Annotated in this window: 22 protein-coding genes; 16 read left to right on the top strand and 6 right to left on the bottom strand. The window is 67.8% G+C overall.

Annotated elements, in window-relative coordinates:
• Positions 1 to 38: 38 nt before the first annotated feature.
• Positions 39 to 1,043 carry an LLM class flavin-dependent oxidoreductase gene (locus AB7O82_RS09345; RefSeq protein ID WP_428619237.1) on the bottom strand — a complete coding sequence of 335 codons (1,005 nt, stop codon included), beginning with the start codon at positions 1,041 to 1,043 and terminating at the stop codon, positions 39 to 41.
• Between the two features lie 8 nt (positions 1,044 to 1,051).
• Positions 1,052 to 1,879 carry an enoyl-CoA hydratase gene (locus tag AB7O82_RS09340; RefSeq protein WP_428545371.1) on the bottom strand — a complete coding sequence of 276 codons (828 nt, stop codon included), beginning with the start codon at positions 1,877 to 1,879 and terminating at the stop codon, positions 1,052 to 1,054.
• Between the two features lie 501 nt (positions 1,880 to 2,380).
• Here AB7O82_RS09340 and AB7O82_RS09335 point away from each other — a divergent pair.
• Positions 2,381 to 2,686, top strand: a complete 306-nt coding sequence (locus AB7O82_RS09335; RefSeq protein WP_428545374.1) for a hypothetical protein — start codon at positions 2,381 to 2,383, stop codon at positions 2,684 to 2,686.
• 31 nt (positions 2,687 to 2,717) lie between these two features.
• On the opposite strand, the gene AB7O82_RS09330 is transcribed toward AB7O82_RS09335, so the two are convergent.
• A complete protein-coding gene (locus tag AB7O82_RS09330) occupies positions 2,718 to 2,954 on the bottom strand; it encodes a hypothetical protein (RefSeq protein ID WP_428545377.1) in 237 nt (78 codons plus the stop codon).
• A 189-nt stretch (positions 2,955 to 3,143) separates the two neighbouring features.
• Here AB7O82_RS09330 and AB7O82_RS09325 point away from each other — a divergent pair, with 189 nt between their 5' ends.
• The 15 genes from AB7O82_RS09325 (at position 3,144) to AB7O82_RS09255 (ending at position 22,067) form a co-directional block, all read left to right on the top strand.
• Entirely contained in the window at positions 3,144 to 3,674 is a 531-nt protein-coding gene (locus AB7O82_RS09325) for an ABC transporter substrate binding protein (protein ID WP_428619234.1), read from the top strand.
• Between the two features lie 4 nt (positions 3,675 to 3,678).
• Positions 3,679 to 4,278, top strand: a complete 600-nt coding sequence (locus AB7O82_RS09320; protein WP_428619232.1) for a CDP-alcohol phosphatidyltransferase family protein — start codon at positions 3,679 to 3,681, stop codon at positions 4,276 to 4,278.
• Positions 4,279 to 4,540: 262 nt separating this feature from the next.
• Complete coding sequence (locus tag AB7O82_RS09315; RefSeq protein ID WP_428545386.1) at positions 4,541 to 6,343, top strand: bifunctional alpha/beta hydrolase/class I SAM-dependent methyltransferase; 1,803 nt, start codon at positions 4,541 to 4,543, stop codon at positions 6,341 to 6,343.
• The gene (locus AB7O82_RS09310; RefSeq protein WP_428619229.1) at positions 6,336 to 7,670 is read left to right on the top strand and encodes a phosphatase PAP2/dual specificity phosphatase family protein; all 1,335 of its coding nucleotides are present in this window, start codon (positions 6,336 to 6,338) and stop codon (positions 7,668 to 7,670) included. Before AB7O82_RS09315 ends, AB7O82_RS09310 begins: the two co-directional genes overlap by 8 nt.
• Entirely contained in the window at positions 7,660 to 8,094 is a 435-nt protein-coding gene (locus AB7O82_RS09305) for a hypothetical protein (RefSeq protein WP_428545392.1), read from the top strand. Before AB7O82_RS09310 ends, AB7O82_RS09305 begins: the two co-directional genes overlap by 11 nt.
• Positions 8,095 to 8,368: 274 nt before the next feature.
• Positions 8,369 to 9,010, top strand: a complete 642-nt coding sequence (locus tag AB7O82_RS09300) for a lysophospholipid acyltransferase family protein (protein WP_428545395.1) — start codon at positions 8,369 to 8,371, stop codon at positions 9,008 to 9,010.
• Positions 9,011 to 9,023: 13 nt separating this feature from the next.
• Positions 9,024 to 9,965, top strand: coding sequence for a phosphatidate cytidylyltransferase (locus AB7O82_RS09295; protein ID WP_428545398.1), 942 nt, complete (start codon positions 9,024 to 9,026; stop codon positions 9,963 to 9,965).
• Positions 9,966 to 10,000: 35 nt separating this feature from the next.
• Positions 10,001 to 11,194, top strand: a complete 1,194-nt coding sequence (locus AB7O82_RS09290) for an MFS transporter (protein ID WP_428619227.1) — start codon at positions 10,001 to 10,003, stop codon at positions 11,192 to 11,194.
• 5 nt (positions 11,195 to 11,199) lie between these two features.
• Positions 11,200 to 11,943, top strand: coding sequence for a hypothetical protein (locus AB7O82_RS09285; protein WP_428545404.1), 744 nt, complete (start codon positions 11,200 to 11,202; stop codon positions 11,941 to 11,943).
• A 49-nt stretch (positions 11,944 to 11,992) separates the two neighbouring features.
• The gene (locus AB7O82_RS09280; protein WP_428545407.1) at positions 11,993 to 14,212 is read left to right on the top strand and encodes a hypothetical protein; all 2,220 of its coding nucleotides are present in this window, start codon (positions 11,993 to 11,995) and stop codon (positions 14,210 to 14,212) included.
• A gap of 93 nt (positions 14,213 to 14,305) precedes the next feature.
• Positions 14,306 to 15,742 carry a hypothetical protein gene (locus AB7O82_RS09275; protein WP_428545410.1) on the top strand — a complete coding sequence of 479 codons (1,437 nt, stop codon included), beginning with the start codon at positions 14,306 to 14,308 and terminating at the stop codon, positions 15,740 to 15,742.
• 669 nt (positions 15,743 to 16,411) lie between these two features.
• Positions 16,412 to 17,599 carry an L-dopachrome tautomerase-related protein gene (locus tag AB7O82_RS09270; RefSeq protein ID WP_428545413.1) on the top strand — a complete coding sequence of 396 codons (1,188 nt, stop codon included), beginning with the start codon at positions 16,412 to 16,414 and terminating at the stop codon, positions 17,597 to 17,599.
• Positions 17,600 to 18,169: 570 nt separating this feature from the next.
• Positions 18,170 to 19,918: a flavin-containing monooxygenase gene (locus AB7O82_RS09265; RefSeq protein ID WP_428545416.1), complete on the top strand. Its 1,749-nt coding sequence runs from the start codon at positions 18,170 to 18,172 to the stop codon at positions 19,916 to 19,918.
• A gap of 467 nt (positions 19,919 to 20,385) precedes the next feature.
• A complete protein-coding gene (locus AB7O82_RS09260) occupies positions 20,386 to 20,853 on the top strand; it encodes a hypothetical protein (RefSeq protein ID WP_428545419.1) in 468 nt (155 codons plus the stop codon).
• Between the two features lie 77 nt (positions 20,854 to 20,930).
• Positions 20,931 to 22,067, top strand: a complete 1,137-nt coding sequence (locus AB7O82_RS09255) for a nitronate monooxygenase (protein ID WP_428545422.1) — start codon at positions 20,931 to 20,933, stop codon at positions 22,065 to 22,067.
• 15 nt (positions 22,068 to 22,082) lie between these two features.
• On the opposite strand, the gene AB7O82_RS09250 is transcribed toward AB7O82_RS09255, so the two are convergent.
• The 3 genes from AB7O82_RS09250 to AB7O82_RS09240 all read right to left on the bottom strand — a co-directional run bounded on the left by AB7O82_RS09250 (position 22,083) and on the right by AB7O82_RS09240 (position 25,692).
• Positions 22,083 to 23,036: a DUF2950 domain-containing protein gene (locus tag AB7O82_RS09250; RefSeq protein ID WP_428545425.1), complete on the bottom strand. Its 954-nt coding sequence runs from the start codon at positions 23,034 to 23,036 to the stop codon at positions 22,083 to 22,085.
• Positions 23,033 to 24,376 (bottom strand): DUF3300 domain-containing protein, encoded by a 1,344-nt coding sequence (locus AB7O82_RS09245; RefSeq protein WP_428545428.1) that lies wholly within the window; start codon positions 24,374 to 24,376, stop codon positions 23,033 to 23,035. The genes AB7O82_RS09250 and AB7O82_RS09245 overlap by 4 nt, the downstream gene beginning before the upstream one ends.
• 152 nt (positions 24,377 to 24,528) lie before the next feature.
• Positions 24,529 to 25,692: a phytanoyl-CoA dioxygenase family protein gene (locus AB7O82_RS09240; protein ID WP_428545431.1), complete on the bottom strand. Its 1,164-nt coding sequence runs from the start codon at positions 25,690 to 25,692 to the stop codon at positions 24,529 to 24,531.
• Between the last annotated feature and the right edge of the window lie 373 nt (positions 25,693 to 26,065).

Here is a 26,065-nt window from a genome sequence, read left to right as displayed (position 1 = left end):
GAGAAGAGCGGGCGGGACGCCCGCGGTCCGGAAGGCGATCAGCCGGGCGTGCCCGGCGCGCAGGCGCGGATCGCCGCCGCGAAGCGGGTGGCGGCGTCCGGGCCGCGGGCGAACGGGCTGATGATCGGCAAGTCGAAGCCCGACTGGTGGTAGGCCTCGATCTTCGCACGACATTGCTCCGGGGTGCCGGCGATGCTGGTGGCGTCGATCATGGGGTCGCTCACCGTGCGCTCGGCGGCCTGTCGGTCGCCCCGCTTCCAGGCCTCGGCGATCGCCGCCGCCTCCTCGGCAAAGCCATGTTCGGCCATCATGCGGTTGTAGCGCGGGAAGAAGCCGAGATAGAACGCGAGCCCCGGTCGTAACGCGGCGAGCGCCGCATCGCGCGTTTCGGCGACCGACGTCGGCAGCAGGGTCGTGAGTTCGATCCTGCCGGGATCGCGGCCGGCGCCGCGCGCCGCGGCATCGAGCTGCGCGCGCACCCGCGAAGCGGTCTGCAGGGTGGAGCGCGTCAGGATGAGGCCGTCGGCCACTTCGCCCGCGAGCGCGATGCCCTTGGCGAACACCGCCGACAGGTAGACCGGAATGTCGTGCTGGCGCGGCGCGTACCAGAGATCGAAGTTCTCGATACGGATCGTCTGCCCGTCAAATCGCACGCGGCCATTGCGCACCAGCTCGCGCACGATCGCCACGGTCTCGCGCGTGCGCGTCAGCGGCTTGGTGTAGACGACGCCGTGCTCGGGCTCGACCTGCGCCTTGTGGCTCGAGCCCAGGCCCAGGACGAAACGGCCGCCCGACAGGTCGGCGACAGTCGATGCCGCCATGGCGATGGTCGGCGCGGTGCGGACGAAGACGCTGCTGATGCTCGTCCCGAGGCGAATGCGCGAGGTCCGCATCGCGCAGGCGGCCAGGAGGGCGAACTGGTCGCCGCCATGGCCTTCGGCCAACCACGCCGAATCGTAGCCCAGCTGCTCGGCCAGCACGACGAGATCGACGATCTCCGCCGCGTTGGGTCCGCCCGAGACGGCGATGCCGACCCCGCCCATGGCGCGTCTCACCGTCCCCTGAACACCGGCTCGCGCTTGTCGACAAACGCCTTGGTCGCCTCGCGATGATCCGCGGTCTGGCCGCAGTGGATGTGGTGGGTGGCCTCGAGGTCGAGGCAATCGTCGACCTCGCCCGCCATGGCGCGGTTGAGGTTCTCCTTCATATAGCGATAGGCGACAGTCGGTCCGGAGGCCAGGCGGCGGGCGATCTCCCGGGTCTTCCCGGCGAGCTCGTCGGGCGGGCACACCCAGTTGGCGAGGCCGAGCCGCAGTGCCTCGTCGGCGCTCACGCGATCGGACAGATAGTAGAGCTCACGCGCCTTGGCCGAGCCGACCAGCTGGCTCAGGAAATAGGTGCCGCCGTAGTCGCCGGAGAAGCCGACGCGGGCGAACGCCGTGGTCATGATCGCCGTGCTCGCCATGATGCGCAGGTCGCAGGCCAGCGCCAGCGAGAGCCCTGCCCCGGCGGCCGCACCGGGTAGCGCCGCGATCGTGGGCTTGGGCATCTTGAACAGCTTGCCCGCGGTGGCGCGCTGGCTGATGCGCTGCAGATGGATGGCGCCGTCGATGGTGTTGTCGCCCACCGTGCCGTCGCCGCGTGCCGCCATTCCTTTGACGTCCCCGCCGGCGCAGAAGCCCTTGCCGGCGCCGGTCAGCACCACGCACCTCACCGCCGGGTCGACCTCCGCGTCGGCCAGCCGGCTTGCCAGCGCCTCGAGCATGGCGCGCGACATCGCGTTGCGCGCCTCCGGCCGGTTCAGGGTCAGGGTCAGCACGCCCTCGTCGAGCGAGGCGAGCAGATCGCCGGTTCCGGTGTCGATGTCGCGCGCGGTCATGGGTCCTCCTCCAGTCGATGGCCCCCTTTGGGGGGCATTTCTCCAACCTCCCCCGTCATCGGGAGCAGTGCCCCGTCATACGGGGCGGAGGGGGATGGCCGCAAACAAGATGCCTCGGATTTCGACGTCGGAATCAGAGAAATCACGACTAGGCTCTCTGCGGCCAATGGCGCTTCAAACAGCGCCCAAGCGGGCCGCCCTTCTGCCAGATGGCGCCCGCTGACCGGGGGGAACATGATTACTGGAACTCCGCCGCGAAGGAGCTCAGGGATGCGCCCCGACGAGATTCTCGGCGGCGCGGAGCTGGTCAGCACACAGGTTTCAGGTCCGACGGAGGCTCGCAGGCGCGCAACCAAAGCCCACCACGCGGGTTTATCGAAGGCTTGTTCCGATGCGCGGGCACCTCGTCAGCGGCTCCGCAGTCCGGAATCCGCATGTCCGGAAGCGGAGGCTTGGCCATCACCGGCCCTCCAACGACTTGTTTCCCTCTCGGGAGGTTCCATGGAGCGCACGATCGTCGCGACCTTCGAGACCCGGCGCGATGCCGAAACCGCGGTCGAGCACCTCGTACAGGAGCACGGCGTCAAGCGGACGGACATATTCGTTCGGGCGATGGGCAATGCAAACTCGGCGGGCATTCGGCCCGCAGGAGCCGACGTCGAGAGCGGCCATCCCAATTCCGACGAGCGCGGACAGCCCAAGTTGGCCGGGCCGATCGAGCTCTCGGTCGATTGTCACGGCGATCTGTCGGCCACGGTGGAAGCCGCCCTGAAGGAAGCGGGAGGCAGACGGCTTCACAAGGCCTGAGACCTCGACCGTCGATCTTGATGACGTCTTGTCAGGCGGCGCGATCGCGCAGCCCGCTGACGCCCCTGGCTGCGGCGCAGTGATGACAGCAGTAGAACGAGCCGTCCGCCTCGAGCCCATGACCTACGATGCGGACGCCGCATTTCGCGCAGGTCGGCGCGAGCGCCTGGATAGCGCACTCGAAGCTGTCGAAGGTGTGGACGACCCCGCCTTTGGTGACCTGGAAGGTCTTGTCGTAGTCATTGCCGCAGGTTTCGCATTTCGCCATGGCGACCACCCTGTGTTGGAGCCGTGAGGGAATGCGCACGGGACGTTAAAGTTGCGCAAGGACTGCTCACTGACCCTCGGCGCGAGCCGCCATTCGGCCGTTCGGGCGACGGCGCTTGCTGCCGGATCGGCGGCCTGCCTCGCCGGAGTCTCCGGCTCACCATAGTCAACGCCGCAGCTGCGAATTCCATTGGGAGAATTGACGTGCATTGCCGAATACCGCTCGGGCCAGGGACAGAATTACCGCATCCCGGAAATCCTGAGCGAGCTGCTTCGACGACCCGTCGCCGCAATTGTCGGCAATTCCATCGTGGCACTGAAGGCCAAATCCATGACCAGCACGGTGCCAATCGTCTTTGTCACCGGCTACGACCCCGTCAAGGAAGGGCTGACCGACAGCATCAACCGTCCTGGCGGGAACATCACCGGCGTCACCTTTCTCAACAACACCCTCACCGCGAAGCAGCATCGTGGAAGCGTATCGTCAAGCCGGCAACTATGCTGGGAGGATTCTCAAGGGTGTCAGCCCTGGCGACCTGCCGGTCGTGCAAAGCCTGGAGGTCCAGCTGGCGATCAATCTCGGGGCAGCCAGGTCGCTTGGGCTGACGATATCGCCTGTTCTGCTTGCCCGTGCAGACGAGGTGCTCGAATAGCCGTGCACCCGCCGCAGCGCCGTTCGACCAATGTCGGTTGCTCCCGGCCGCGCGACCTGCCTCAATGAGCCGATGACGCTCTACGCCCTGAAGCCGCGCTTTCAGAACCTGCTGCGACCGATCGCGGCCCGGCTTGCAGGAGCAGGCGTCTCGGCCAACCAGGTGACGCTCGCGGCGGCGGTCCTGTCGATCGTCGTGGGCGGGCTGCTCAGCCTGCCGGATCGGCCGCCAGGCCTGTTCCTTCTGCTGCCGCTCTGGCTGTTCCTGCGCATGGCCCTGAATGCCATCGACGGCATGCTGGCGCGCGAGTTCGGGCACAAGAGCCGGCTGGGCGGCTATCTCAACGAGCTGTGCGACGTCGTCTCGGACGCCGCCCTGCTGTTGCCGTTCGCCTTCGTGGCGCCGTTCGCCGCCTGGTCCGTCTTCCTCGTCGTCTTCCTGGCGGCGCTCAGCGAATATGCCGGGGTCATGGGCCCGCTGGTCGGTGCCTCGCGCCGCTACGACGGGCCGCTGGGCAAGAGCGACCGGGCCTTCGTCATTGGCGCCCTGGGAGCCTGGATCGGCTGCGGGCTCCCCCTGCCGTCCTGGATGTTCTGGCTGATGCCGATGCTGGCGATCCTGCTGATCGCGACCTGCGTCAACCGCGTCCGGCGCGGCCTGCTCGAACCGTGATTCCTCCCCAGCTTTGCTGGGGAGGTGCCGCCGTCATACGGCGGCGGAGGGGTCATGATCTTCCGGACCGCGGGCGTCTCGCCCGCTCATGATGATCATGAGCGGGCGGGACGCCCGCGGTCCGTCCGAGCCATGACCCCTCGGCCCTCGTAGGACGAGGGCACCTCCCCAGCGAAGACGCTGGGGAGGAGAAGAGCTTTCCTTTCGCCGAGCCATCGTCCAGAACGGCATCCCAGAAACACCCAAGCCCGAAGGGTTGCACGTGCCGCGCTCGGTCGAAGAACGACACTTCTCCACCCATGACGGTGAGTCGCTGTTTTATCGCCGCTGGCCGGTGGCGTCGGGCGCGGCCAGGGGCGCCATCCTGCTGTTCCATCGCGGCCACGAGCATGGCGGCCGTATCGCCCATCTGGTCGACGAGCTCGACCTGCCCGACTTCGAGTTCTACGCTTGGGACGCGCGCGGCCATGGCCAGTCGCCGGGCGAGCGCGGCTTCTCGCCGTCCTTCGCCACCAGCGTGCGCGACGTCCAGACCTTCCTCGATCATCTCGGCAGCGAGCACGGCGTCGCCCCCGAGACCACCGCTGTCATCGCCCAGTCGGTCGGCGCGGTGGTGGTGTCGACCTGGGCGCACGACTACGCACCCCGGATACGCGCCCTCGTGCTCGCCTCGCCGGCCTTCGAGGTCCGGCTCTACGTGCCGTTCGCCCGCCCCGGTTTGCGCCTCCTGCACAAGTACCGCGGCAAGTTCTTCGTGCAGTCCTACGTCAAGTCGCAACTGCTGACGCACGACCTCGCCCGCCGCGCGTCGTTCGATGCCGATCCGCTGATCACGCGCGCCATCTCGGTGAACATCCTGCTCGAGATGCACGACGCGGCGAAGCGGGTCGTTCGGGACGCCCGCGCCATCACCATCCCGACCCAGCTCCTGATCTCGGGCGCCGACTTCGTGGTCAACCAGCGGCCGCAGCACGAGTTCTTCGTCAATCTCGGCACGCCGGTGAAGGAACGCCACCTCTTTCCGCGCTTCTTTCACGACACGCTGGGCGAATCCGGCCGCGAGGAAGCGGTCGGCCAGGCGCGGCGGTTCATTCTCGAACGCTTCGCCGCGCCGATCGATCGGCCCGACCTCGGCGACGCCCACCGCTTCGGCTACACGCGGGACGAGGCCGACCGGCTCGCCTCGCCGCTGCCGATCCTGTCGGCACGCGGATTGTTCTGGGCGGGCTATCGCGCCAATTTGCGGCTGGGCGGCCTGCTGTCGGACGGCATCGCGCTCGGTCATCGCACCGGCTTCGATTCGGGCTCGACCCTCGACTACGTCTATCGCAACCAGGCGAGCGGCAAGGGCGCGCTCGGCCGCGCTCTCGATCGCGCCTATCTCGACGCCATCGGCTGGCGTGGCATCCGCCAGCGCAAGGTCCATGTCGAGGAGCTGATTCGCCAGGCTCTGCATCGCCTCGCCGCGAGCGGCCAGCCCGTCCGCATGCTCGACATTGCCGCCGGGCATGGACGCTATGTGCTGGAAGCCCTGGCCGCCGAGGCCGAGCAGCCCGAGTCGATCCTGCTGCGCGATTTCTCGCCGATCAATGTCGAGGCCGGGCAGCGCCTGATCGCCGACAAGGGGCTGGCCGCGATCGCCAACTTCGTGCAGGCCGATGCTTTCGATCCCGAGCGCATGGCCGGCATCCAGCCGAGGCCGACACTCGGCATCGTATCGGGTCTCTACGAGCTCTTTCCCGATAACGCACTGGTGCGCCGCTCGCTGGGTGGCCTCGCGGCGGCGATCGACCCTGGCGGCTACCTCGTCTACACAGGCCAGCCGTGGCATCCGCAGCTCGAGATGATCGCTCGCACACTCACCTCGCACCGTCAGGGCCAGGCCTGGGTCATGCGCCGACGGACGCAGGCCGAGATAGATCAGCTCGTGGCCGACGCCGGCTTCCGCAAGCTCGAGCAGCGGATCGACGAATGGGGCATCTTCACCGTCTCGCTGGCGGTGCGCGAAGGGGACGGGCGCGGAGGGACCGGACGGGATGGCCGGGCCGAGGGCAGCGATGGCTGACCTCGCGAGCCAGGCGCCTTCGCCGACCATCGGCGATGGCCCATCGTGGCGACGGGCGGCCGGCTGGCTGGCGCTGCTCGCCACCTTCTTCTATGCGAGTTACGGCTTCTCGAACTGGCTGGCGAGCCAGCGCCGCGACGTGCCGTTCGTCGTCTTCGACTGGGAGCGCAGCATACCTTTCGTCGCCTGGACGATCTTTCCCTATTGGACGACGAACGTCTTCTTCGCGCTGTCGCTCTTTCTCTGCCGCAACCGCACCGAGCTCGATGCCCACGCAAGGCGGCTGCTGACGGCCCAGATCGTCGCCGTTGCCTGCTTCATCGCCTTTCCGCTTCGCACCTCTTTCCCCAAGCCGCAGATCGATGGCATTCCCGGCTTCTTCTTCGAGGCGCTCGGGACATTCGACATGCCGTTCAACCAGGCGCCGTCGCTTCATGTCGCAATCACGACCGTGCTGGTCGCGCTCTACGTCGTGGTCCTGCCGCGCTGGGCAGCCGTCGCTTTCGTGATCTGGTCGCTGCTGGTCGTCGGCTCGGTGCTGACGACCTTCCAGCACCATTTCATCGACATTCCGACCGGCCTTCTGCTGGGCCTGCCGTGCATCTGGATGTGGCCGCTGGAGGGCGGCAACCGTCTCGCGACGTGGCAGACGACCACCGATCCGCAGCGACGAAGGCTGGCGGGCCGCTACACCGCCGCCGCCGCGCTGCTCGCCGCCGCCGCCATCGCCTTCGGCGGCGCCTTCCTGTGGCTGCTCTGGCCGGCCATAGCGCTGGCAGCCGTCGCCGTCGCCTACCTCGGCTTCGGTCCGTTGCTGTTCGCCAAGAGCGCCGACGGACGCGTCGACTGGGCAACGCGGCTGCTCCTGCTGCCTTACCGGCTGGGCGCCGACATGAACGTTCGCCTGTGGACACGAAACGACCCGCCCCGGATCGAGATCGCCGACGGCGTCTGGCTCGGGCGTTTTCCCAGGGCCGCGGAATGCCGCAGCGTCGGCGCCGTCATCGACATGACCTGCGAGTTTCCACGCCGCGCCTTCGACGGCGAATGGCACTGCGTGCCGATGCTCGATCTGGTGGCCCCCGAGGCGGCTTCGTTGCGCCAGGCTGCCGACAGGATCGAGAGCGCGCGCCGGCACGGCCCGGTGCTGGTGTGTTGCGCGCTGGGCTATGGCCGCAGCGCGGCGGCGCTCGCGGTCTGGATGGTGCTGAGCGGACGCGCGACCGACCCCGCAGCGGCGCTCGCACGGCTGAAGCAGGCGAGGCCGCGGCTCGCCGTCAACGCGGAACAGGTGCAGGCGGTGACGGAGGCGGTCGGTGGGCGCTGATACGGCCACCGCCAACGACGACGCCTGGTCGGCCGCCATCGCCGCCGCGGTGCTGCGCCGCGGCGCCATGGTTCACATCGCCTCTCTGGTTCTGTCGGCGGCAGCCATTGTCGTCGGTGCGGCGGCCCGGGCGGATGTCGCTTTCCTCATCGCGGCTTGCATCATCGTCGCGCTGGGCGTCGTCGAGTTCTGGCTGGCCGCCCGCGTCGCGCTCGATGCCGAGCTGCTCGACGCCCTTGCTGCCCGGCACGCCGACCTGGCGGGTTTCGATGGCGCCATGCAGCGACTGCACCTGATGCCACCGGGCAAGGCCGGCCGTCCCATCGGCGCACGCATTCGCGGCGCCTTGCGCCTGCTCAAGCTGCAGGCAGCAATGCTCGGCCTGCAGCTGGCAGTGCTGGTGGTTTTCGCACTGTGGGCGTGATGGGCGGCGCCACTCTTTCCCTCCTCCCCAGCTTCGCTGGGCAGGTGTCGCCGTCTTACGGCGACCTGCCTTCGCCGAAGCGAAGCCGCTTCGGCTTCGCGCAGGCAGGCGGAGGGGTCATGATTCTTGGACCGCGGGCGTCCCGCCCGATCATGATCTTGAACATGAGCGGGCGGGACGCCCGTGGTCCGGAAGACCATGACCCCTCCGTCCGCGAAGACGCGGACACCTCCCCAGCGGAGCTGGGGAGGAGAAGACATTAGACAGAGCCCCGATGCCCGCCCGCCTGCTCGCCCGACTCGTCGCGATGTCCGTCGCCGGCCTCGCCCGCGTGTTGACCGGCGTCCTGCCGAACTGGCGCGGCTGCCTGCCGGAAGCCAAGCAGCGCGTCTACATCGCCAACCACACCAGCCATGGCGACTTCGTGCTGATCTGGACCGTGCTGCCGCATGCGCTGCGCCGCCAGACGCGGCCGGTCGCGGCGCTCGACTACTGGGGCGGCAACGGCGTGCGCGGCTTCATCGGGCGCGAGGTGTTCAACGCCGTGCTGATCGATCGCAAGGCCACCGCGCCCGGCCAGGACGCGCTCGCCGTGGTGATCGACGCGGTCGGCGCCGGCGCCTCGCTGATCTACTTTCCCGAAGGCACGCGCAACACCACCGACGAGGTGCTGCTGCCGCTCAAGAGCGGCCTCTACCGGCTGGCCAGGGCGCGCCCCGACATCGAGATCGTGCCGGCGTGGATCGACAACATGGCGCGGGTCATGCCCAAGGGCGAGTTCCTGCCGGTGCCGCTCCTGTGCAGCGTGACTTTCGGCGCGCCCCTGCTGCTGCAGCCCGAAGAGGACAAGACGGCGTTCATGGCGCGGGTGCGCGACGCCCTGCTGGCGCTGAAGCCGGAGGAGCGCGAGCAATGAGGGAGCGCGATCGATGAGCCTGCCGCAGGAAGCCACCTCGCTGTTCCTTGGGCTCGGCGGCGTGCTGGTCGCGGCAACCGTTGTCGGCCAGGTCCTCAAGCGCCGCGCCGGCGGTGAGCCCAGCCCCGCCATCGAGAACCTGAACGAGCGCGTCTTCGCGTGGTGGGTGATGGTGGCGCTGATCGGCATCGCCTTCCTGGTCGGCAAGGCCGGGGTCATCCTGCTGTTCGCTTTCGCCTCGTTCGCCGCCCTGCGCGAGTTCATCACGCTCACCGACACGCGGCGCGGCGATCACTGGGCGCTGATGATGGCATTCTTCATCGGCATTCCCGTCCAGTACTATCTGGTATGGATCGAATGGTACGGGCTCTACTCGATTTTCATCCCGGTCTACGGCTTTCTCATCCTGCCGATCGTCGCCGTGGTACGCGGCGACACCACCCACTTTCTGTCGCGCGTCGCCTCCCTGCAATGGGGCCTGATGATCTGCGTGTTCTGCGTCAGCCACATTCCGGCATTGCTGACGCTCGACATTCCGGGCTTCGAGGGCAGGAAGCTGTTGCTGGTTGCGTTCCTCGTGACCGTCGTGCAGGGCTCCGACGTATTGCAGTACGTCTTCGGCAAGCTGGCCGGCCGTCACAAGGTCGCGCCCTCGCTGTCGCCTTCCAAGACATGGGAGGGGCTGGTCGGCGGCGTCGCCAGCGCCACCGTGCTCGGCGCCGGGCTATGGTGGCTGACGCCCTTCTCCCCCGTTCAGGCCGGTGCCATGGCGCTGGTGACCTGCCTCATGGGCTTCTTCGGCGGCCTGGTGTTTTCGGCCATCAAGCGCGACCGCGGCGTCAAGGATTGGGGCCGCATGATCGAGGGCCACGGCGGCATGCTCGACCGTCTCGACAGCGTGATCTTCGCGGCGCCCATCTTCTTCCACCTGACACGCTACTGGTACGTACCGTAGCCCCGATGAACGGAACAGTCGCGTCTCGCAGCATCATGGCCAGCTGGCTGCCGCATCTCGGCGTCATGCTGGCCGTGCAGTCGCTGACGTCGGTCAGCGCCGCTTCCGTGCCCGTGCTGGCGCCGCTGATCGCGCCGCACGCCGGTGTCGCGGCGGCCGATATCGGCCTGTTCACCATGGTGCTCTATGCCTGCGGCATGGCTTCGGCGCTGATTGGCGGAACCCTGGTGCCGCGCCACGGCGCGCTGCGGGTCTGCCAGGTCGCGATGCTGTTCTGCGCGACAGGGCTCGCGGTAGCGGCCACGGGCCACGTTGCCGGTCTGCTGGCGTGCGCCTTCGTGCTGGGCTGCGGCATGGGCGCACCGACACCCGCCAGCTCGCACGTGCTGGTCCGCGTGACGCCGCCGCGCCTGTTGAACCTGGTGTTCTCGATCAAGCAGACCGGTGTGCCGCTCGGCGGCGCGATCGCCGGCGCCACCCTGCCGGCACTCACCCTGCTGCTCGGCTGGCGCGGCGCCCTGCTGGGCACGGCGCTGCTGTGCTGCACCGGCGTCGCCCTGCTGCAACTCTGGCGCACGCGTACCGACGACGACCGCGAGCTGAAGCGCGGCGGCGCCGGCGCGCACGGCGTGCTGGCGACCATCGGCCTGATCTGGCGCGATGCGGAGCTGCGCCTGGTGGCGCTCGCCTCCGCGATCTTCTCGGCCGGCCAGGTTTGCGTGTCGGCGTTCTACGTCACCTACCTCGTCGAGGCGGTCGGGCTCAGCCTGACGGTCGCCGGACTGGCCCTGGCGGTGGCGCAGATCGGCGGCGTCGCCGGCCGCATCGTCTGGGGCGCCGTTGCCGACTGGAGCGGGCGGCCGCTGCTCGTCCTCGCCGGGCTGGCCGCTATCGCCGCAGCGGGCATGGTGCTGGCGAGCCGGCTCGTGCCGGGCGCGCCGATCGTTGCAATCCACGCGCTCAGCTTCATGCTCGGCGCATCGACCATCGGCTGGGCCGGCGTGGTCTACGCTGAGGTCGGTCGGCGCGCGCCGCCGGGCCGGACCGCGGAGGCCAGCGGCGGCGTCACCGCGGTGATGTTTGCCGGCATCGTCATCGGTCCGGCGATCTTCGGCCTCATCGTGCGCGCGTCGGGCAGCTTCGCCGCCGCGTTCATCGCCACGGCGACGGGCCTTGCCCTGGTCGTCGTCGCCCTGGCGCTGCGCCTCGCACGCGGCGGAGCGCGCTGACCGCCATGGCCAGGAAGAGCAGGAAGACGCCGGCCGGCAAGAAGGCCTCGTCCGGCGGGTCGAAGAAACCTTCGTCCGGCGCGCCGCCGAAGCGTTCGCCGGGCGCACCGACGAAGCCGCCTTCCAGCGCACCAACGAAACCTTCGCCTGGCGCACCGACGAAGCCTTCGCGGGCTCGCCCGGCGCAGCCGCCGCCCCTGCCCTACGACCAGCAGCTGAGCCAGGCCGCGCGCAGCCTCGCCGTGCCGATCTGGCAGGTTCTGAACGGCATCATTCTCGCCGCCGCCTTCGTCGGCGTGCTGCTGGGACTCTGGCTGCTGCGGCCGACGCCGACATTTTCCCCGGTAGAGGTCGCGACGGGCTCGCCGTTCGACGTCCGCTTCCGCGTCGTCAACGACAGCGGCTTCGCCACTCTTGCCAATCTCAGGATCGGCTGCGTGCTCGCCAGCCTGCGCGGCTCCGGGCTGACCGACACCATGGTGGCGGCGACCGATCTCGCCTTCGAGACGCCCGGCGCCGACCGGCTCGCACCGGGCGAGGCGGCCACCTTCACCTGCCCCTTCCACGCCGGCATCCCGCAACTGGGCAGGAACGATCCGGGAGCGGCGCAACGCGCCGAGATCTACTTCCACAGCGCATACGACCTGCCGCCCCTGCCGGGCTGGTTTCCGGTGACAGCCAACAGCCCGAGATTCATCGTCAACACCCAGTTCCTGCCACCGCGCTGGACCAGCAAACCGGGATCGTGACGTCGGGGATTCGATGTGCACCGTCTCCCATTTCGGGCAGGTTGCGCCGATGTCACCGAGGCTGCCGCCGGATCGCGTGGGGCGATTCGCTCTCTTCTTCCTGTTCTTCCTCTCCGGCGCGGCAGCCCTGGTCTACCAGACAGCCTGGCATCGCCTGCTCGCCCTGTTTGCGGGGTCCGACTCGATGGCCGCGGCCCTGGTGGTCGGCGCCTTCCTGCTCGGCCTCGGTCTCGGCAGCCTGATCGGTGGGCTTTACGCCGACCGGCTGTCGCGACGCGGCGCCCTGATCGCCTTCGCTCTCTGCGAGGTCGGCATCGCGGCGTTTGCCGTCCTGAGCCCGTGGCTCTACCACGACGTCATCTATCGCGAGTTGCTGCTGCTTGCTTCCTCGCGCGTCGTCATGTTCGCCGTGGTGTTCGTGGGTCTGCTGTGGCCGACGTTCCTGATGGGTTGCTCGCTGCCCTGTCTCTCCAAGGCAATCGTCAGCCGCATCGCGGGGTCGGCCGAGCTGATCTCGCGGCTCTATGGACTCAACACGCTGGGCGCCGCCATCGGCGCCTTCGTGGGCGGCTGGTTCCTGATCGGCACGATCGGCTTCGACAATGCCATCCGGGTCGGCGCGGCGCTCAACCTCGTGGTGGCCGCGGGTGGCCTGTGGCTGGCGCGCGGCCTCGACTTGGTCGGAGCTGAAATACCAGCGCCGGCAGCGAACCGCGCGCCGGCCGGCGACGCCATGGTATGGCGCTGGTCGCTGCTGGTGTTCGTGAGCGGCTTCCTGATCGTGGCGCTGCAGATCGTCTGGTACCGGGTGATCGGCATCATGCTGCAATCCAACAGCTACGGCTTCTCGCTGGTGCTGTCGGTGTTCCTGTCGGGCGACGCGGCGGGCCTGCTGGCCGGTGCGCGGACCGTCGACCGCATTGCCGATCCCCGGCGCTTCTTCTTCCTGATGCAGGGTCTGGCGACGGCCTTGGCGCTGGCTGGCGCATGGTTCGTTTACCTTGCGATCGGCGTCGGGTTGCTGCCCTGGTACTACGTCGATCGCGACATCATGACCGGCACGACGCCCGACGTGGCCTTGATCGTCCTGCTGGTTTCGGTGGTCGTGCTGCCGGCCTCCTTCATCATGGGATTTTCCTTCCCCGTCGTGCAAAGGGCCGTGCAGCGCGACATCGCCCGCCTGGGCAGCCGGGTCGGCTTCGTGCAGCTTTCCAACATCGTCGGCAACAGCGCCGGCAGCCTGGTTGCCGGCCTCACGCTGCTCGACGCCATCGGGACCGCCGGCACGCTGAAGCTCATCGTCGCCATCGGGCTCGGATTTGCCGTGCTGCAGCTTGCCGGGCCGCGGCCGGCACGCTGGGCCTTTCTGCCTGCCGCGGTGCTGGTCGCCGGTCTGGTGCTGTTTCCCGGCGGCGAGGCGTTCTGGCGGCGCCTGCACGGCCTCGCCGACCAGAAGGCCATTGTAGCCGAGGACAGGACGGGCGTTGCCGTGCTGAAGCTCGCCGATGGCCAGAGCGGCAATCTCTACATCCAGGGCCACACGCAGAGCATGCTGCCCTTCGCCACGATCCATGCTTTTCTCGGCGCCCTCGGCCCGCTGATCCACCCGACGCCGCGACGTGTCCTGGTGATCGGCTCGGGCACCGGCGGCACACCCTATGCCGCCGGCCTCAATCCGGCGACCGAGCGCGTGCGCGTGATCGAGATCGTGTCGCCGGTCATCGCGACGTTGCGCGATTATGTCGACCAGGGCGGCCGCTCGGGCGTCGACCGTCTGCTGACCGACCCCAGGTTCGAGGTCGTCATCGCCGACGGGCGCCATGCCCTGGCCATGGACGCAACCCGCTACGACGTGATCGAGGCCGACGCGATCCTGCCAAAGTCGGCCTTCTCGGGCCTGCTCAACTCCCAGGAGTTCCTGCGCGAGGTGCTGGCCAAGCTGACGCCGGGTGGGATCTATGTCCAGTGGGCGCCGACCGAACGCGCGATCGAGACGTTCCGCTCCGTCTTCCGCTACGCAACCCTGATCGAGCCCGTGCTGCTGGGCAGCAACCGGCCGATCACCATCTCGCGCGAGGGAATCCTGAAGTTGCTCGATGAGCGCGAGATCGACATCCACCTGGCGGCGGCGCGAATCGACCGCGCCGAATTGCGCAAATGGTTCGAGGAGAAGGAGGTTGTGCCACTGAACGAGGGCGAGGTCGCGCCGGCGGCGACGGCCAACACCGATTATTTCCCGCGCGACGAGTACTACCTCAATCGCCGTTGAAGCCAGGCGCGCCCGTGCCACCTTGCTTTTCCACCTTCGCTGGTTTCTAGTTTGCTTTCGGGGAGCAACAAGAAGACTGGGACTCGACGGGAAATGGACGCTGACGATGCCACGGCCGGGCGGAGCGACCGCCGGGCTACGATGCGCTTTGCAGGCATTTCAAACGCCGTCCGCGAAATCCTCGACAGGCTGAAGAGCTGGAAGTGGCAGGTCTTTGCGGTCTGCGCGGTAACCTTCGTCGCGGGACCGGCCGTCACCGCGTTCGAGGATGCCAGGCGTTACGCCGGGACGGCGCAGTCCGACTGGATCCCGACCAATATGTGGCTGAAGAGCGCGGAGTGCGCCCGCCAGGAAGGCGTGTGGCTCGCCATTTGCGAGAGCGACAGGTTCGTCCCGATCTCGGAATACTCCCATGGCGACGATCCTGGGCACGCGCTGATCCTCGGGATCTGGGCGATGGCGTCGGACAGCACCGTGACGCTGGTCGACGTCGCCCGCCTGAATGCCGTGCTGAACATTGTCGGGCTCGTCGTCCTCGCGGGCTTCATCTTCGCCCTGGGCGCCCACGTCACGTCGATCGTGCTGCTCGTGCTGGGCCCGGTCGCCTATCTGCAGTGGATGGGCGTATCGCCGCATTGGGGCCTGATCGGCGCCGCCAGCCTTGCCATGATCCTTCCGATGACGCTGATCGCGCGGAAGCTCGGCCGGCTCTCGCCGAGGTCGGCCAACGCCTGTGTCGCCATAGGCATCATCGGGCTGGCGCTGGCGGCGCTGCTCCGCGAGCCGATCGGCGTCATGTGCCTGGCGGTGACCCTCGCCGTCATAGGCTTCAAGGCCGTGCACCGGCTGCAGGGGGGACGACGGCTGCGCGATTTGCTGGTGATCGCACCGCTCGTCCTCGTCGCCTCGGCCGCGCCGACGTGGGCGGTATTGGCGCGCGATGCCTGGTTCGAGATGGAACCGGCGGAACACGTCACCACGCACAATTTCTCTCACACGCTTTACATCGGCCTGGGAGCCGTGCCGAACACGTTGGGCCTGGAGTACGAGGACGAGGTCGCCCGGGCGGCCGTCGAGCAGGTCGCGCCCGACGTCGTCAGCAGCTCGCCCGAGTATTACCGAATCTTGTGGACGCTCTACTGGAGCGCGCTGGCCGACGCACCAGCCGAGGTGATGCGCATCTATCTGGAAAAGGCAAAGCACATTCTTGCCGACGACATACTCGACGACGCGCCGCCGCTGGCGATCGTCCTGATCGTCGCAGTCGCTCACTTCGTCGTCCTGACGGTGTTGGGCCTGTGGCGACGCATCGATTTCTACCAGGGCGCCCTTGTCGAAGGCGCGGCGCTGGTGCTGATCGGTCTTTTCATCGCCCAGGCCATCCTCGCTCACCACAGCCGCATGTTCGCGATGCCGATCGGAATCGCCCTGTTGGTACTGCTCGGCGTCTTGCTGGAATCCTGCTGGCGAGCCGCCGTCGCGCTCCTCGCGCCGCTCCGGACCAGACAGGTCTCGTGGCGCCAACAGTAGGTGCAGAGAGACCGCCACCGCTTCGAACCGGTCGAACCTTCCAGGTAAGTCCGTCCTGCCGCAGAATTCGTCGTCGGTTCAGCGTTCGATGATGTTTCCGTGGCTGTCGATCGTGACAGTCCATTCTACACGCCCTCTCGTCGCTCTGCCCGTCCAGCTGCCGTCACTGTTTGCCCTGAGGCCCCTGACATCCTGGTAGCCCGACCGCTCGAGGGTGCGCCTGGCGCCGGCTTCCGCGTTGGTTCCGCCAGCCCCGGGTGCAGGCGTTATCGGCTGCTGGATCACCTGCGCCCAGACGGACGTCGCACCGGCCATGAGCAAGAGCGCCAGGAGGCTCCCGCACCCTTTCGGCCTCCACCATGAGCGGGATGGCACGGGGCGAAGCGCATCGACTGAGATGGGCTTCGGCGAATTCGTCATGAGGGACTCCTCGGGACCGGGGCCCCGGCGGGATCTCGATGCCAGCCGACAGCCTCGTACTTTCGCAGGCCCGGTGCCGCCACGCGAATCTTTTAGAACGGACCTCGCCCCATTTGGTTCCGAATAAAAGTCCGTGCGCAAGGCCAACTGCAACTGTGTGGACGGTGCGGCCATTTCTCGTCTTGGCGACAAGCAACGAGACGAACAATTTCCCACCGGAACGGCCTTTCCTTGCTCACGGAGACGCCCTTGCCCACCTGTCCAAAGGCCCTTTGGCCATTCTTCCTCGTCACTCTTCTGCCGGTCGCGTGCCTTTGCTTCGCGAGCTCGACGGCAGCAGTTGCGCAGAATGGTCCATCCGATCGAGACAATGCGGTCAACATCGCCCTGAAAGCCGACGATCGCCTGAAGCCGGTCGCGACCTTCGACCAGCAGGTCACGGGCGTGACCGTCTCTCAGACCGGACGAATTTTCGTCAGCTTTCCGCGCTGGACGGAGGACGTCGAGGTATCGGTCGCTGAAGTCCAAAGGGATGGCTCGATCAAGCCCTATCCCAACGAGATCTGGAACAGCTGGCGCAAAGACCGAAAGGACGATTTGCGCGCTTCCACGCACTTCGTCGCCGTCCAGAGCGTGGTCGCCGACGGCGGCTCGCTCTGGGTCCTCGATCCCGCCGCGCCGAACGCAGAAAAGATCGTCAAGAACGGCCCGAAGATCGTGCAGATCGACCTGGTGACGAACACGGTCAAGCGGGCCTATCTGGTACCACCCGACGTCGCGGGCCCGACGAGCTATCTCAACGACATCCGCATCGCGCCGGACGGTAAGTACGCCTACGTCACCGACTCAGGCGTGCCCGGGGGGCTGGTCGTGCTGGAGATCGGCAGCGGCAAGTCATGGCGGGCGCTCAGCGACGCCCCGCCGACAAAAGCCGATCCCCGCGTGACGATCACGACCGACGGCCAACAGCTACGCCGGCCCGACGGGCAGAAACCGGCCTTCAATGCCGACGGCATTGCCCTCTCTCCCGACGGCGCCTTCCTGTACTGGCAGGCGCTGACCGGCAAGACCCTGTACCGCATCGAGACCGGCGTGCTGAAGACACCCTCGCCGCAAGGCATCGAGGATCGCGTCGAGAAAGTGGCGGAGACCGAGCCGGTCGACGGGCTCTGGATGGACAAGTCCGGCAGGCTCTACCTCAGCTCTCTCGCCGACAATGCCGTCAAGGCTCTCGAGCCGGATGGCAAGCGTCGCACCGTCATCGCCGACCCTCGCCTGCGCTGGCCCGACACCATTGCCGAGGGGCCGGACGGTACGCTCTACGTCACCGCCTCGCGCATCCAGGATTCACCCTGGTTCCATCGCAGCGGCTGGCAAGGCAACGGCGGGTTCACGCTGTTCTCCTTCCGGCCGGACGCCGAGCCCGGGTCGAAATAGCGCTCTCATTCTCCTCCCCCCGTCGTCGGCCGTCGTCGGGGGAGGTGCCCCATAGGCGGTGTTAAAATGCAAAGGGACATCACCCTGAGGAGCGGCCCGGAGGGCCGCGTGTAGAAGGGTCGGCGACAGGGACGGGCGCTGCGACACGGTTTTTCCGACGATCTACTGTGTGGCCCATCCTTCGAGACGCGCCCTGCGGGCGCTCCTCAGAAGAGGTTTTCTTCTATCGCCTATGGGGAGGTGCCCCGGGGAAAGCCTCAGTCGAGATGTTCAAGATCTCGACGTTGGAATTTCATGGCTCCATTGCAGCCTTTCCCCTCCGCCCCTTCAGGGGCACCTCCCCCGAGAGACGGTCGTAAGACGGGGGAGGAACATGAGAGCGAGGCCAGCGAGGAGACGGCGCGTCCAAGTGCGAATGGCCTGTTTCGGATCGCCTGTCGGCAGAGTCGTCAAGCCCGGACATCAGTGGCACCGGTTTTGCCTCATCTTGCGGGCGCGATTGCGGTAACCTTGTCACCGGTCGATCCACCGACCCCGTTTCGCTCCGACGACTGCCAAGAGATGCCACCGATGACTGCCGATACCCGAGCCACACGTGCCCATGCGACGGAAGTCGACACCCATTTCGATGCCGTCGTCGTCGGCGCGGGCTTCGCCGGGCTGTACATGCTGCACCGGTTGCGCGGGCTCGGTCTTTCGGCGAGGGTCTACGAGGCAGGCGGCGGCGTCGGCGGCACCTGGTACTGGAACCGCTATCCAGGGGCGCGCTGCGACATCGAGAGCATGCAGTACTCCTTCTCGTTCTCGGAGGAACTGGATCAGGAGTGGAACTGGTCCGAGAAATACGCGCCGCAGCCGGAGATCCTGGCCTACGCGAACCATGTCGCCGACCGGTTCGATCTGCGCCGCGACATCCGCTTCGACACACGCGTGACCGCCGCCGCCTTCGACGAGCACACGAGGCGCTGGCGCATCGAGACCGATCGTGGCGACAAGGTCTCCTCCCAATTTTGCATCATGGCCGTCGGCTGCCTGTCGGCTGCCAACCGCCCGCCTTTCGAGGGACTCGAGACGTTCCGCGGGCCGGTCTATCACACCGGTGAATGGCCGCACGAAGGGGTGGATTTCACCGGCCTTCGCGTCGGCGTCATCGGCACCGGCTCATCGGCGATCCAGTCGATCCCGATCATCGCCCGGCAGGCATCGGCTCTCACCGTGTTCCAGCGCACGCCCAATTATTCCGTACCGGCCTGGAACGAGGCGCTGACGGCTGAGCAACGCGATGCCGTCAAGGCCGACTACCCGGCGCTGCGCGCCAAGGCGCGCGCCCGGCCGACCGGCTTCTATTTCCCCTTCAACATGAAGCCCGCGCTCGAGGCGACGCCGCAGGAGCGCCAGCGGCAATACGAGGAGGCCTGGCAGCGCGGCGGCCTGCCGTTCCTCGGCGCCTACGGCGATCTCCTGTTCGACAAGGCCGCCAACGACACGATCGCCGACTTCGCGCGGCGCAAGATCCGCGACATCGTCAGGGATCCGGCGACAGCCGATCTGCTCTGTCCCGACAACGTCTTCGGCTGCAAGCGGCTGTGCGTCGACACCGGCTATTTCGAGACCTACAACCTGCCGCACGTGAAGCTGGTCGACGTCTCGCGGACACCGATCGAGCGCTTCACGCCGCAGGGCATCGTGGTGAACGGCGTCGAGCATTCCCTCGATGCTGTGGTCTGCGCCACCGGCTTTGCCGCGATGACCGGCTCCTTCGAGAGAATCCGCGTCACCGGCCGCGGCGGCCTCACTCTTGCCGAGAAGTGGCGGGCCGGCCCGCGCACCTATCTCGGCTTGGCGACGGCCGGCTTCCCCAACCTGTTCATCATCGCCGGACCGGGCAGCCCGTCGGTGCTGGCCAGCATGATCCAGTCCATCGAGCAGCACGTCGACTGGCTCGCCGACTGCATCGGCCATCTGCGCGACATCGGCGCCGCGACCATCGAGCCGCTCGGCAGGTATGAGGACGACTGGGTCGCGCACCTCAACGAGGTTGCCCAGGTCTCGCTGCGATCGACCTGCAGCTCGTGGTATGTCGGCGCGAACATCCCCGGGCGCCCGCGTGTCTTCATGCCCTATATCGGCGGCTTTCCGGTCTACGTGCAGAAATGCAACGAGGTCATGACCAACGGCTTCGAGGGCTTCGCCATCGATGGCGCCAAGGCGACCAACCACGCTCCCCGCGTGCGGCTCACCGAACGCTGGCGTGTCCCCCTCGACATCGAGGTGATCTCGCCGGCCGCGATTGCGGCCAAGCGCGTGCCGGTGGTGTGAGGACAGATCGAAGCTTTCCTCCCCAGTTCCGCTGCTAGGAGTGGACGCATCTCCTTTTCCTCCCCCGTCATCGGGGGAGTGCCCCGTCATACGGGGTGCAGGGGGAAGGCCCCAAACGAGGTCCGTGAAATTCCGACGTCGAGTTTCATGAACCTCGCCTCAGCTTCCTTCAGGGAGCGAAGTGCGACATCACGAGAGTGTCGACCTGTGCGATGCCCAAGAGCACCGATCGCGGCTCGCTCGTGACATCGTCAAGAAAGGCCGTGGCCGCGGCGACGTCGCCGTCCGTCCACGGCATTCCACGCAGGTTCTTGACGCGCGCCGAGCGACAGCTCGCGATCGATGCGGAGGCGGCGCGAAGCCTGGCCGCGAAACGTTGACCCGGTCCGTCGTCCGCGGCTGGATTAGGAGCGGTCGACTCGGGATGACAATGATGGTGTCATGCCGGGCGCGGGGAAGGATCTGACATGGATCACAGCACCTATCTCAAGGAACTAGCCGCCGCCTACCAGGGCGAGGTCCGCGGCGAGGCCGGCTTCACGACCCTGGCGGATCACGCGGCGAATGCCGACGAGCGCGAGGTGTGGCAGATGCTGGCACGCCTCGAGCGGACGACGCGCGAACAGCTGATTCCCCTGATGGAGAAGCACGGCCTCGACACGACTCCCGACGAGGCACAACGCCGTCTCGGCCGCGAGCGCGGCGAAGCGCGCATCGCCGCGGGGTTCGCCGCGACGGTCGGCGCCATGACGAAATCCCTCCAACCGTATCTGACGCTCTATGCACGCCTCGAGGCGGAGGGTCCGCCTGGCGATCGGGCGGAGCTCGCCTTCCTCAACGCCCACGAGGTCGCGCTGCACGAGTTCGCGATTCGCGCCGCCGCCGGCGACGGCCGCGAGGCATTGCAGCCCGTCAGGACATTGCTTGGCGAGTAGCGCGCGGCGGCCACGCTTGAAGCGGCGGGTCGCGTCGTCCACGCTGGACGCCGCACCTGAGCCGGAGAGAGAACGCCGTGAAGTCAGCCCTTTGTCGTGATCTCGGGATCGAGTTTCCCCTGTTCGCCTTCAGCCATTGCCGTGACGTGGTGGCCGAGGTCACGCGGGCCGGAGGGATGGGCGTGCTGGGCGCGGTCGGCCATACGCCGGAGTCGCTCGAGATCGACCTGCGCTGGATCGACGAGCGCGTCGGCGGCAAACCCTACGGCATTGACCTGCTGGTGCCCAACAACATGGAAGCGAAGGAAGGTGGCGTCACCGCCGAGGATCTCGAGGCGCGCGTCCCGCCCGAGCATCGCCGCCATGTCGCCCGGCTTCTCGAGAAGCACGGCATCGACACCGCCGGCCTGTGGGACGAGGGCTTTGCCAATTCGAACGGCGAGAACCTGCGCGAGGCCGGCGCCGAGGCCCTGCTCGACGTGGCCTTCGCCCATCCGATCGGCTTCGTGGTCAATGCGCTCGGCGTGCCGCCACCCGGCATGTTCGCCCGCGCCCGCGCCAAGGGCATTCCGGTCGGCGCCCTGACCGGGGCGCGCGAACATGCACTGCACCATGCCCGCGCCGGCGTCGACATCCTGGTCGTGGCCGGCACCGAGGCCGGCGGTCATTGCGGCGAGGTCTCGACCATGGTCCTGGTGCCCGAGGTCATCGAGGCGATGCGGCCCTATCCCAACATGCGGATCCTGGCGGCCGGCGGAATCGCGACGGGCCGGCAGATGGCCGCCTGCATGGCGATGGGCGCCGCAGGCGTATGGACCGGCTCGGTCTGGCTGACGACCGCCGAGGCCGAGACGACCTCGACGGTGAAACAGAAGATGCTGGCCGCCAACTCGCGCGACACGGTGCGTTCGCGCAGCCGGACCGGCAAGTACACCCGCCAGCTGCGCTCGCCATGGACCGACGCCTGGCAGGCCGAGGGCGCTCCGGTGCCCCTTCCGATGCCGCTGCAGGGCCTGATCTCCAAGCGCGCGCTGGCGCGGGTCGATCGCCTGGCCGAGGCCGGCCACGAGGGCGCCAAGGCGCTGGCGACCTACTATGTCGGCCAGTCGGTGGGATTGATGAACGCCGAGCAGTCGACGCGCAGCGTCGTCTACGATTTCATGCGCGACTACGCCGAAGCAGTGGAGAGGCTGTCGGGCACACTGGCGGAGTGATCGGCTGGGATTGGCTCACTTCTCCGGCTCCATGTCCGCCTTGTCCCAGCCTTTCTCGGGATTGAAGACCTGGATGCTTGCCACCTTCTGCTCCGTGTCGGGGCCCAGATCACGCTCATAGACATCGCTGTTGTGGCTGACCATGAAGGTCATGACACCCGTCTCGCCATAACGCACCGGCCAGGCGATGACGGCGAACCCGCCGAGCATGCGGCCGTTGACAAGGTAGTCGTAGGCACCGCCGGGCGCGTCCGGGCCCTGGCGATAAAGCAGCCGGAATCGATAGCCGTAGTACCCGTTCTTCTCAACGTCATCCAATTGCGCCCTGGCGACCAGCGGCCCCAGCGGGCTCGCCGGCTCGCCGGGCCTGGGCGGCCAGTAGAGGCCATCCATCCGTCCCGGCAAGCTCACGAGGCGCCGGGCATAGACCGGCACCCCCGCCTTCATCGGGTCGAGGGCGGCGTAGTCGCGCTGGGCGTCGACGATTGCCAGCATCGTCTGGATCACTGCCAGCTCGTTGCGGCCGATGAGTCGCGCCTCCATCTCCGCCCGGCCCGCCGCGACGTCGTAGCGCCACTCGGTGCCCTGCTTGACGATCGGGATCGGCGAGACCCAGCCGGTGGTTCCGGCGCCGACAAGCACCTTGTCGGGTCCTTGCGGGATGATGGTGTGGTTTTCGTCCCAGGCTTTCAGGAAGCGCTCGCGAACTTCCTCGTCCTGCCAGTCGCTGCCCGGGATCAGATCGTTCCAGCCCACACCGAGGATGGCGGCGATAGCCTTGTCATCGTGTTTCCGGATCGCGTCGGTGAGCGCCTCGGCCGCAGCCTCCGGAGTCGGGAACCCCTTCAACAGCGGCGCCTGGGTCTGGACCGGTGGCGATGTCGGCGCGGGTGTTTGGGCAGAGGCTGCCGCCAGAAGGCCCACGGACACGGCAAGCACCACAAGGGTACGGATGATCAATCCCGTCATCGCCGACCTCCACCACCCCGCGCACCCCCGCCGCCGCCAGGCCGTCCGCCGCCTCCGCCACCCACGCGTCCACCGCCACCACCAGCGCGCGGACCGCCGCTGCGCTGCTGTTGCATGCGGCCGCGTTGGGCTTCGCGATTCACCTGACCGCCGCGATTGACGCCCGAGAGGGCGCCACCGCGACCTGTCTGGCCGCCGGCTCCGCCAGGGCGCTGTGCGGCACCGCCACCAGGACGCTGCCCGCCGCCGCCGGGTCCGCCCCCTGGGCGCTGCACATTGCCGCCAGGCCCGCCGCCGCCTGGGCGCTGCGCGACGCCGCCGCCGGGTCCGCCGCCCGGGCCACCCGGGCGACCGGCACCGGGGCCACCGCCCGGGCCACCGCCGGCAGGACGCTCGAGTTGCCCGCGAAACTGCTGGCGCTGATCTGCCCCTGGTCGAACCTGCCCGAACTGCTGGCGAGTCGCCGGGTCACGGTAGGCCACGCCTCTGCGATGGTTTACTTCATGCCGCCATCGACCACCGTCACCGATATTGTTGCGATTGAAGTTTCGATCGATGTTCACCGCCCGGTTGGCATTGACGTTCACGTAGCTGCCGCCGCCGTATCCCCATCTCCAGCCGCCGAACAGGGCGCCCGCCGCCGCGATTCCGGCACCCCACACCAGGCCTCTCAACAGGGCGCCGCCCAGCGGCCAGTAGGTTGGTGGATAGCTCGGGTAAGGCCAAGTGCCGTACACCGTGTTGGGGTCGTAGCTCGGCACGTAGACCACTTCCGGGTTGGTCTGCTGGACCGCGTAGATCGTCTCGCTGCCTTGCGATTCGGTCGTCACCGTGACTTGCGGTCCCGTTTTCAGGTTTCCCGCGGCAGCCGCCCTGGCGCGCAGCCGCTGAATGGAAGCCGCGACATCCTCTTGCTGGCCGATCAGCGCATCGCCGAGCTTCTGCGTCCAGTCGAGATGGTCGTTCATTTGCTTCAGGATGGAAGGAAACGCGACCAGCGACTTGACGCTGACATCCCAGGTCTTGTCCGCAACGGCCTTGACGGCAGCGTCGCCGACAAGACCAGGGTTGGCCTGCTGCCAGCGCGACGCCTCGACGACTTCCAGCGGATAGGTTGCGGCCATTAGGACTTGCGACAACAAGGCGTCGTCGTAGAGCGCGATCGGCGCCAGCATCTGATCGAGCTCCTGCGGGGAGAACGTCTTCTTCTCCGCCGGCGCCTGCGCATGAGACGGCACCGAGGCGGCGATCATCGCCGCTACGGAAAGCAGCAGTAGTCCTCGCCGATTGGCAACATCTTTCCTCGGGCTGTCGACCGGCCGCCTGATCCCGTCAGTCATCGGTCCCCCCTCGGTCGCGTGTCCCAGCTGCCCTGACAGGCGTCATCGGCAAGCTGCTGGACCTGATGTGCCCTTGTACACCCTTTCGGCTGTCGCCATCACTCTTCAACGGTATCCCTCGACCTTGCAGGCGGCCGGCGGCGCACTGTCGTTCAGATGAACATGTCGAGCTGGTTGTAGTTCCTGAGCACGCTGGCGCGGGTCGTCTCGTTCCAGCGGTTCTCGTCCTCGTGGCCGGCCAGCGGGCGGTAGATGTAGCCCTTCTCCAGCGGGAAGCGCTGGCGCCGAGCGTCGATGGCGATCTGGATGATGCGCGTGCGGGCGTCGATACGGGCCTGGTCGTAGGTCTCGATGGCACCGTGCAGGCGCCGCGTCGTCACGTTCAGCACGCGCTTGCGCGGGAAGAACCCCTCGTTGAGCGTGATCCGCCGGTCGGGCGAGCTGTTGGCGAACGAGCCGTGCACCAGCTGGCGGTTGGTCACGATCGTATCGCCGGCGTCGCACAGCATCGGCACGGCACCGTCGATGCGGTCCGACCCGCACTCGGCCACCATCTTCTTGATGTCGGCCTTGCCGCGCTTGTGGCTGCCCGGCAGCACCCAGACGCCGTTGCCTGCCGTGCTGGGATAGAGCTGGGTCATGAAGTTGAAGCCGTGCGCGCCCTGGTCCCAGTCGGGCGCGTTCCAGTGCGTCGTGCCGTCCTGGTGCCAGGCGACCGACGGGCCGAGCCCGGGCTCCTTCACGAAGGTCACCTCGTTGTAGGGCACGAAATCATCGCCGAGGATCGAGGCGGCCACGGTCAGCAATCCGGGATGGCCGTAGAGCCGCAGGCAGGCGTCACTCAGATGCAGGTTGCCGTCGAGCAGCTCGACGGTCCAGGCCGGCGCGTCATCACCCGGCGCGGGCTGCAGCATGGCGGCGGGATGCCGGCCGTTGTTCTTGTCGGTGCCGCCGACCGGATCGCTGAGTGGCCTCGCCCATCTGTAAGGCGGCTTCAGGATGCCGTCGGTGGAAGTCGGGCGGCCGTGACGATCGACCGTCGCGTCGGGCGCCACCGGCGCACGCGCGATCACGCCGTCGATATCGGCGCGCAGCTCGGCCAGCTCCTCCGGCCCGACGACGCCCTGGAACACGTAGAAGCCGTGCGTCCAATACGAGTCGAGAATCTCCGGTACGAGCTTGCCGTCGGCGCCGACGCGGATCGGTCCGCGATTGCCGAGGGCGTAGGCGCGCGCCTCGGCGCGACGGCCGAAGTCGCGCATGGCGCGCTCGTGATCGACGGCACTGAGGGACTGAACGGCGGTGGCGAGGCTCATGGCAGGGCTCCCGGCGAAGGCCCGCTGCGATGCGCGGGCTTTCACGGACGATACCGCACCCGCAGCGCCGCGACCAAGCGTCTACGGTATCGCGGAGCGAAGCAGTCTCATGGCTGAGACCGCGCCACTGGTGGCGAAGTAAACTCTGCCAAAGTGGCGCTCTTCTCGTTGACACTTCCCATGAGCGCCACTGGAGTGGCGCGGTCCCAGTGGGCCATCCGCGGGATGCAACCACCACTTCTCCTTGGCGCGACCAGCCTGTAGCCTCGTTCTCATGCGCTCAGGTGAGATCGTCTTCACGGGAATGGACCGTGTCGTGCTCGGCCGTCCGGCGGCCGAGGTCGCGGTCGAGGCAGCCGACAGGCTCGGCGCC

This window comes from Reyranella sp. (assembly GCF_050185545.1).
In the GTDB taxonomy this organism is placed as follows: Bacteria; Pseudomonadota; Alphaproteobacteria; order Reyranellales; family Reyranellaceae; genus Reyranella.
Note: the sequence above shows the minus strand (reverse complement) of the source record. Positions and strands in the feature narration are given on the sequence as shown.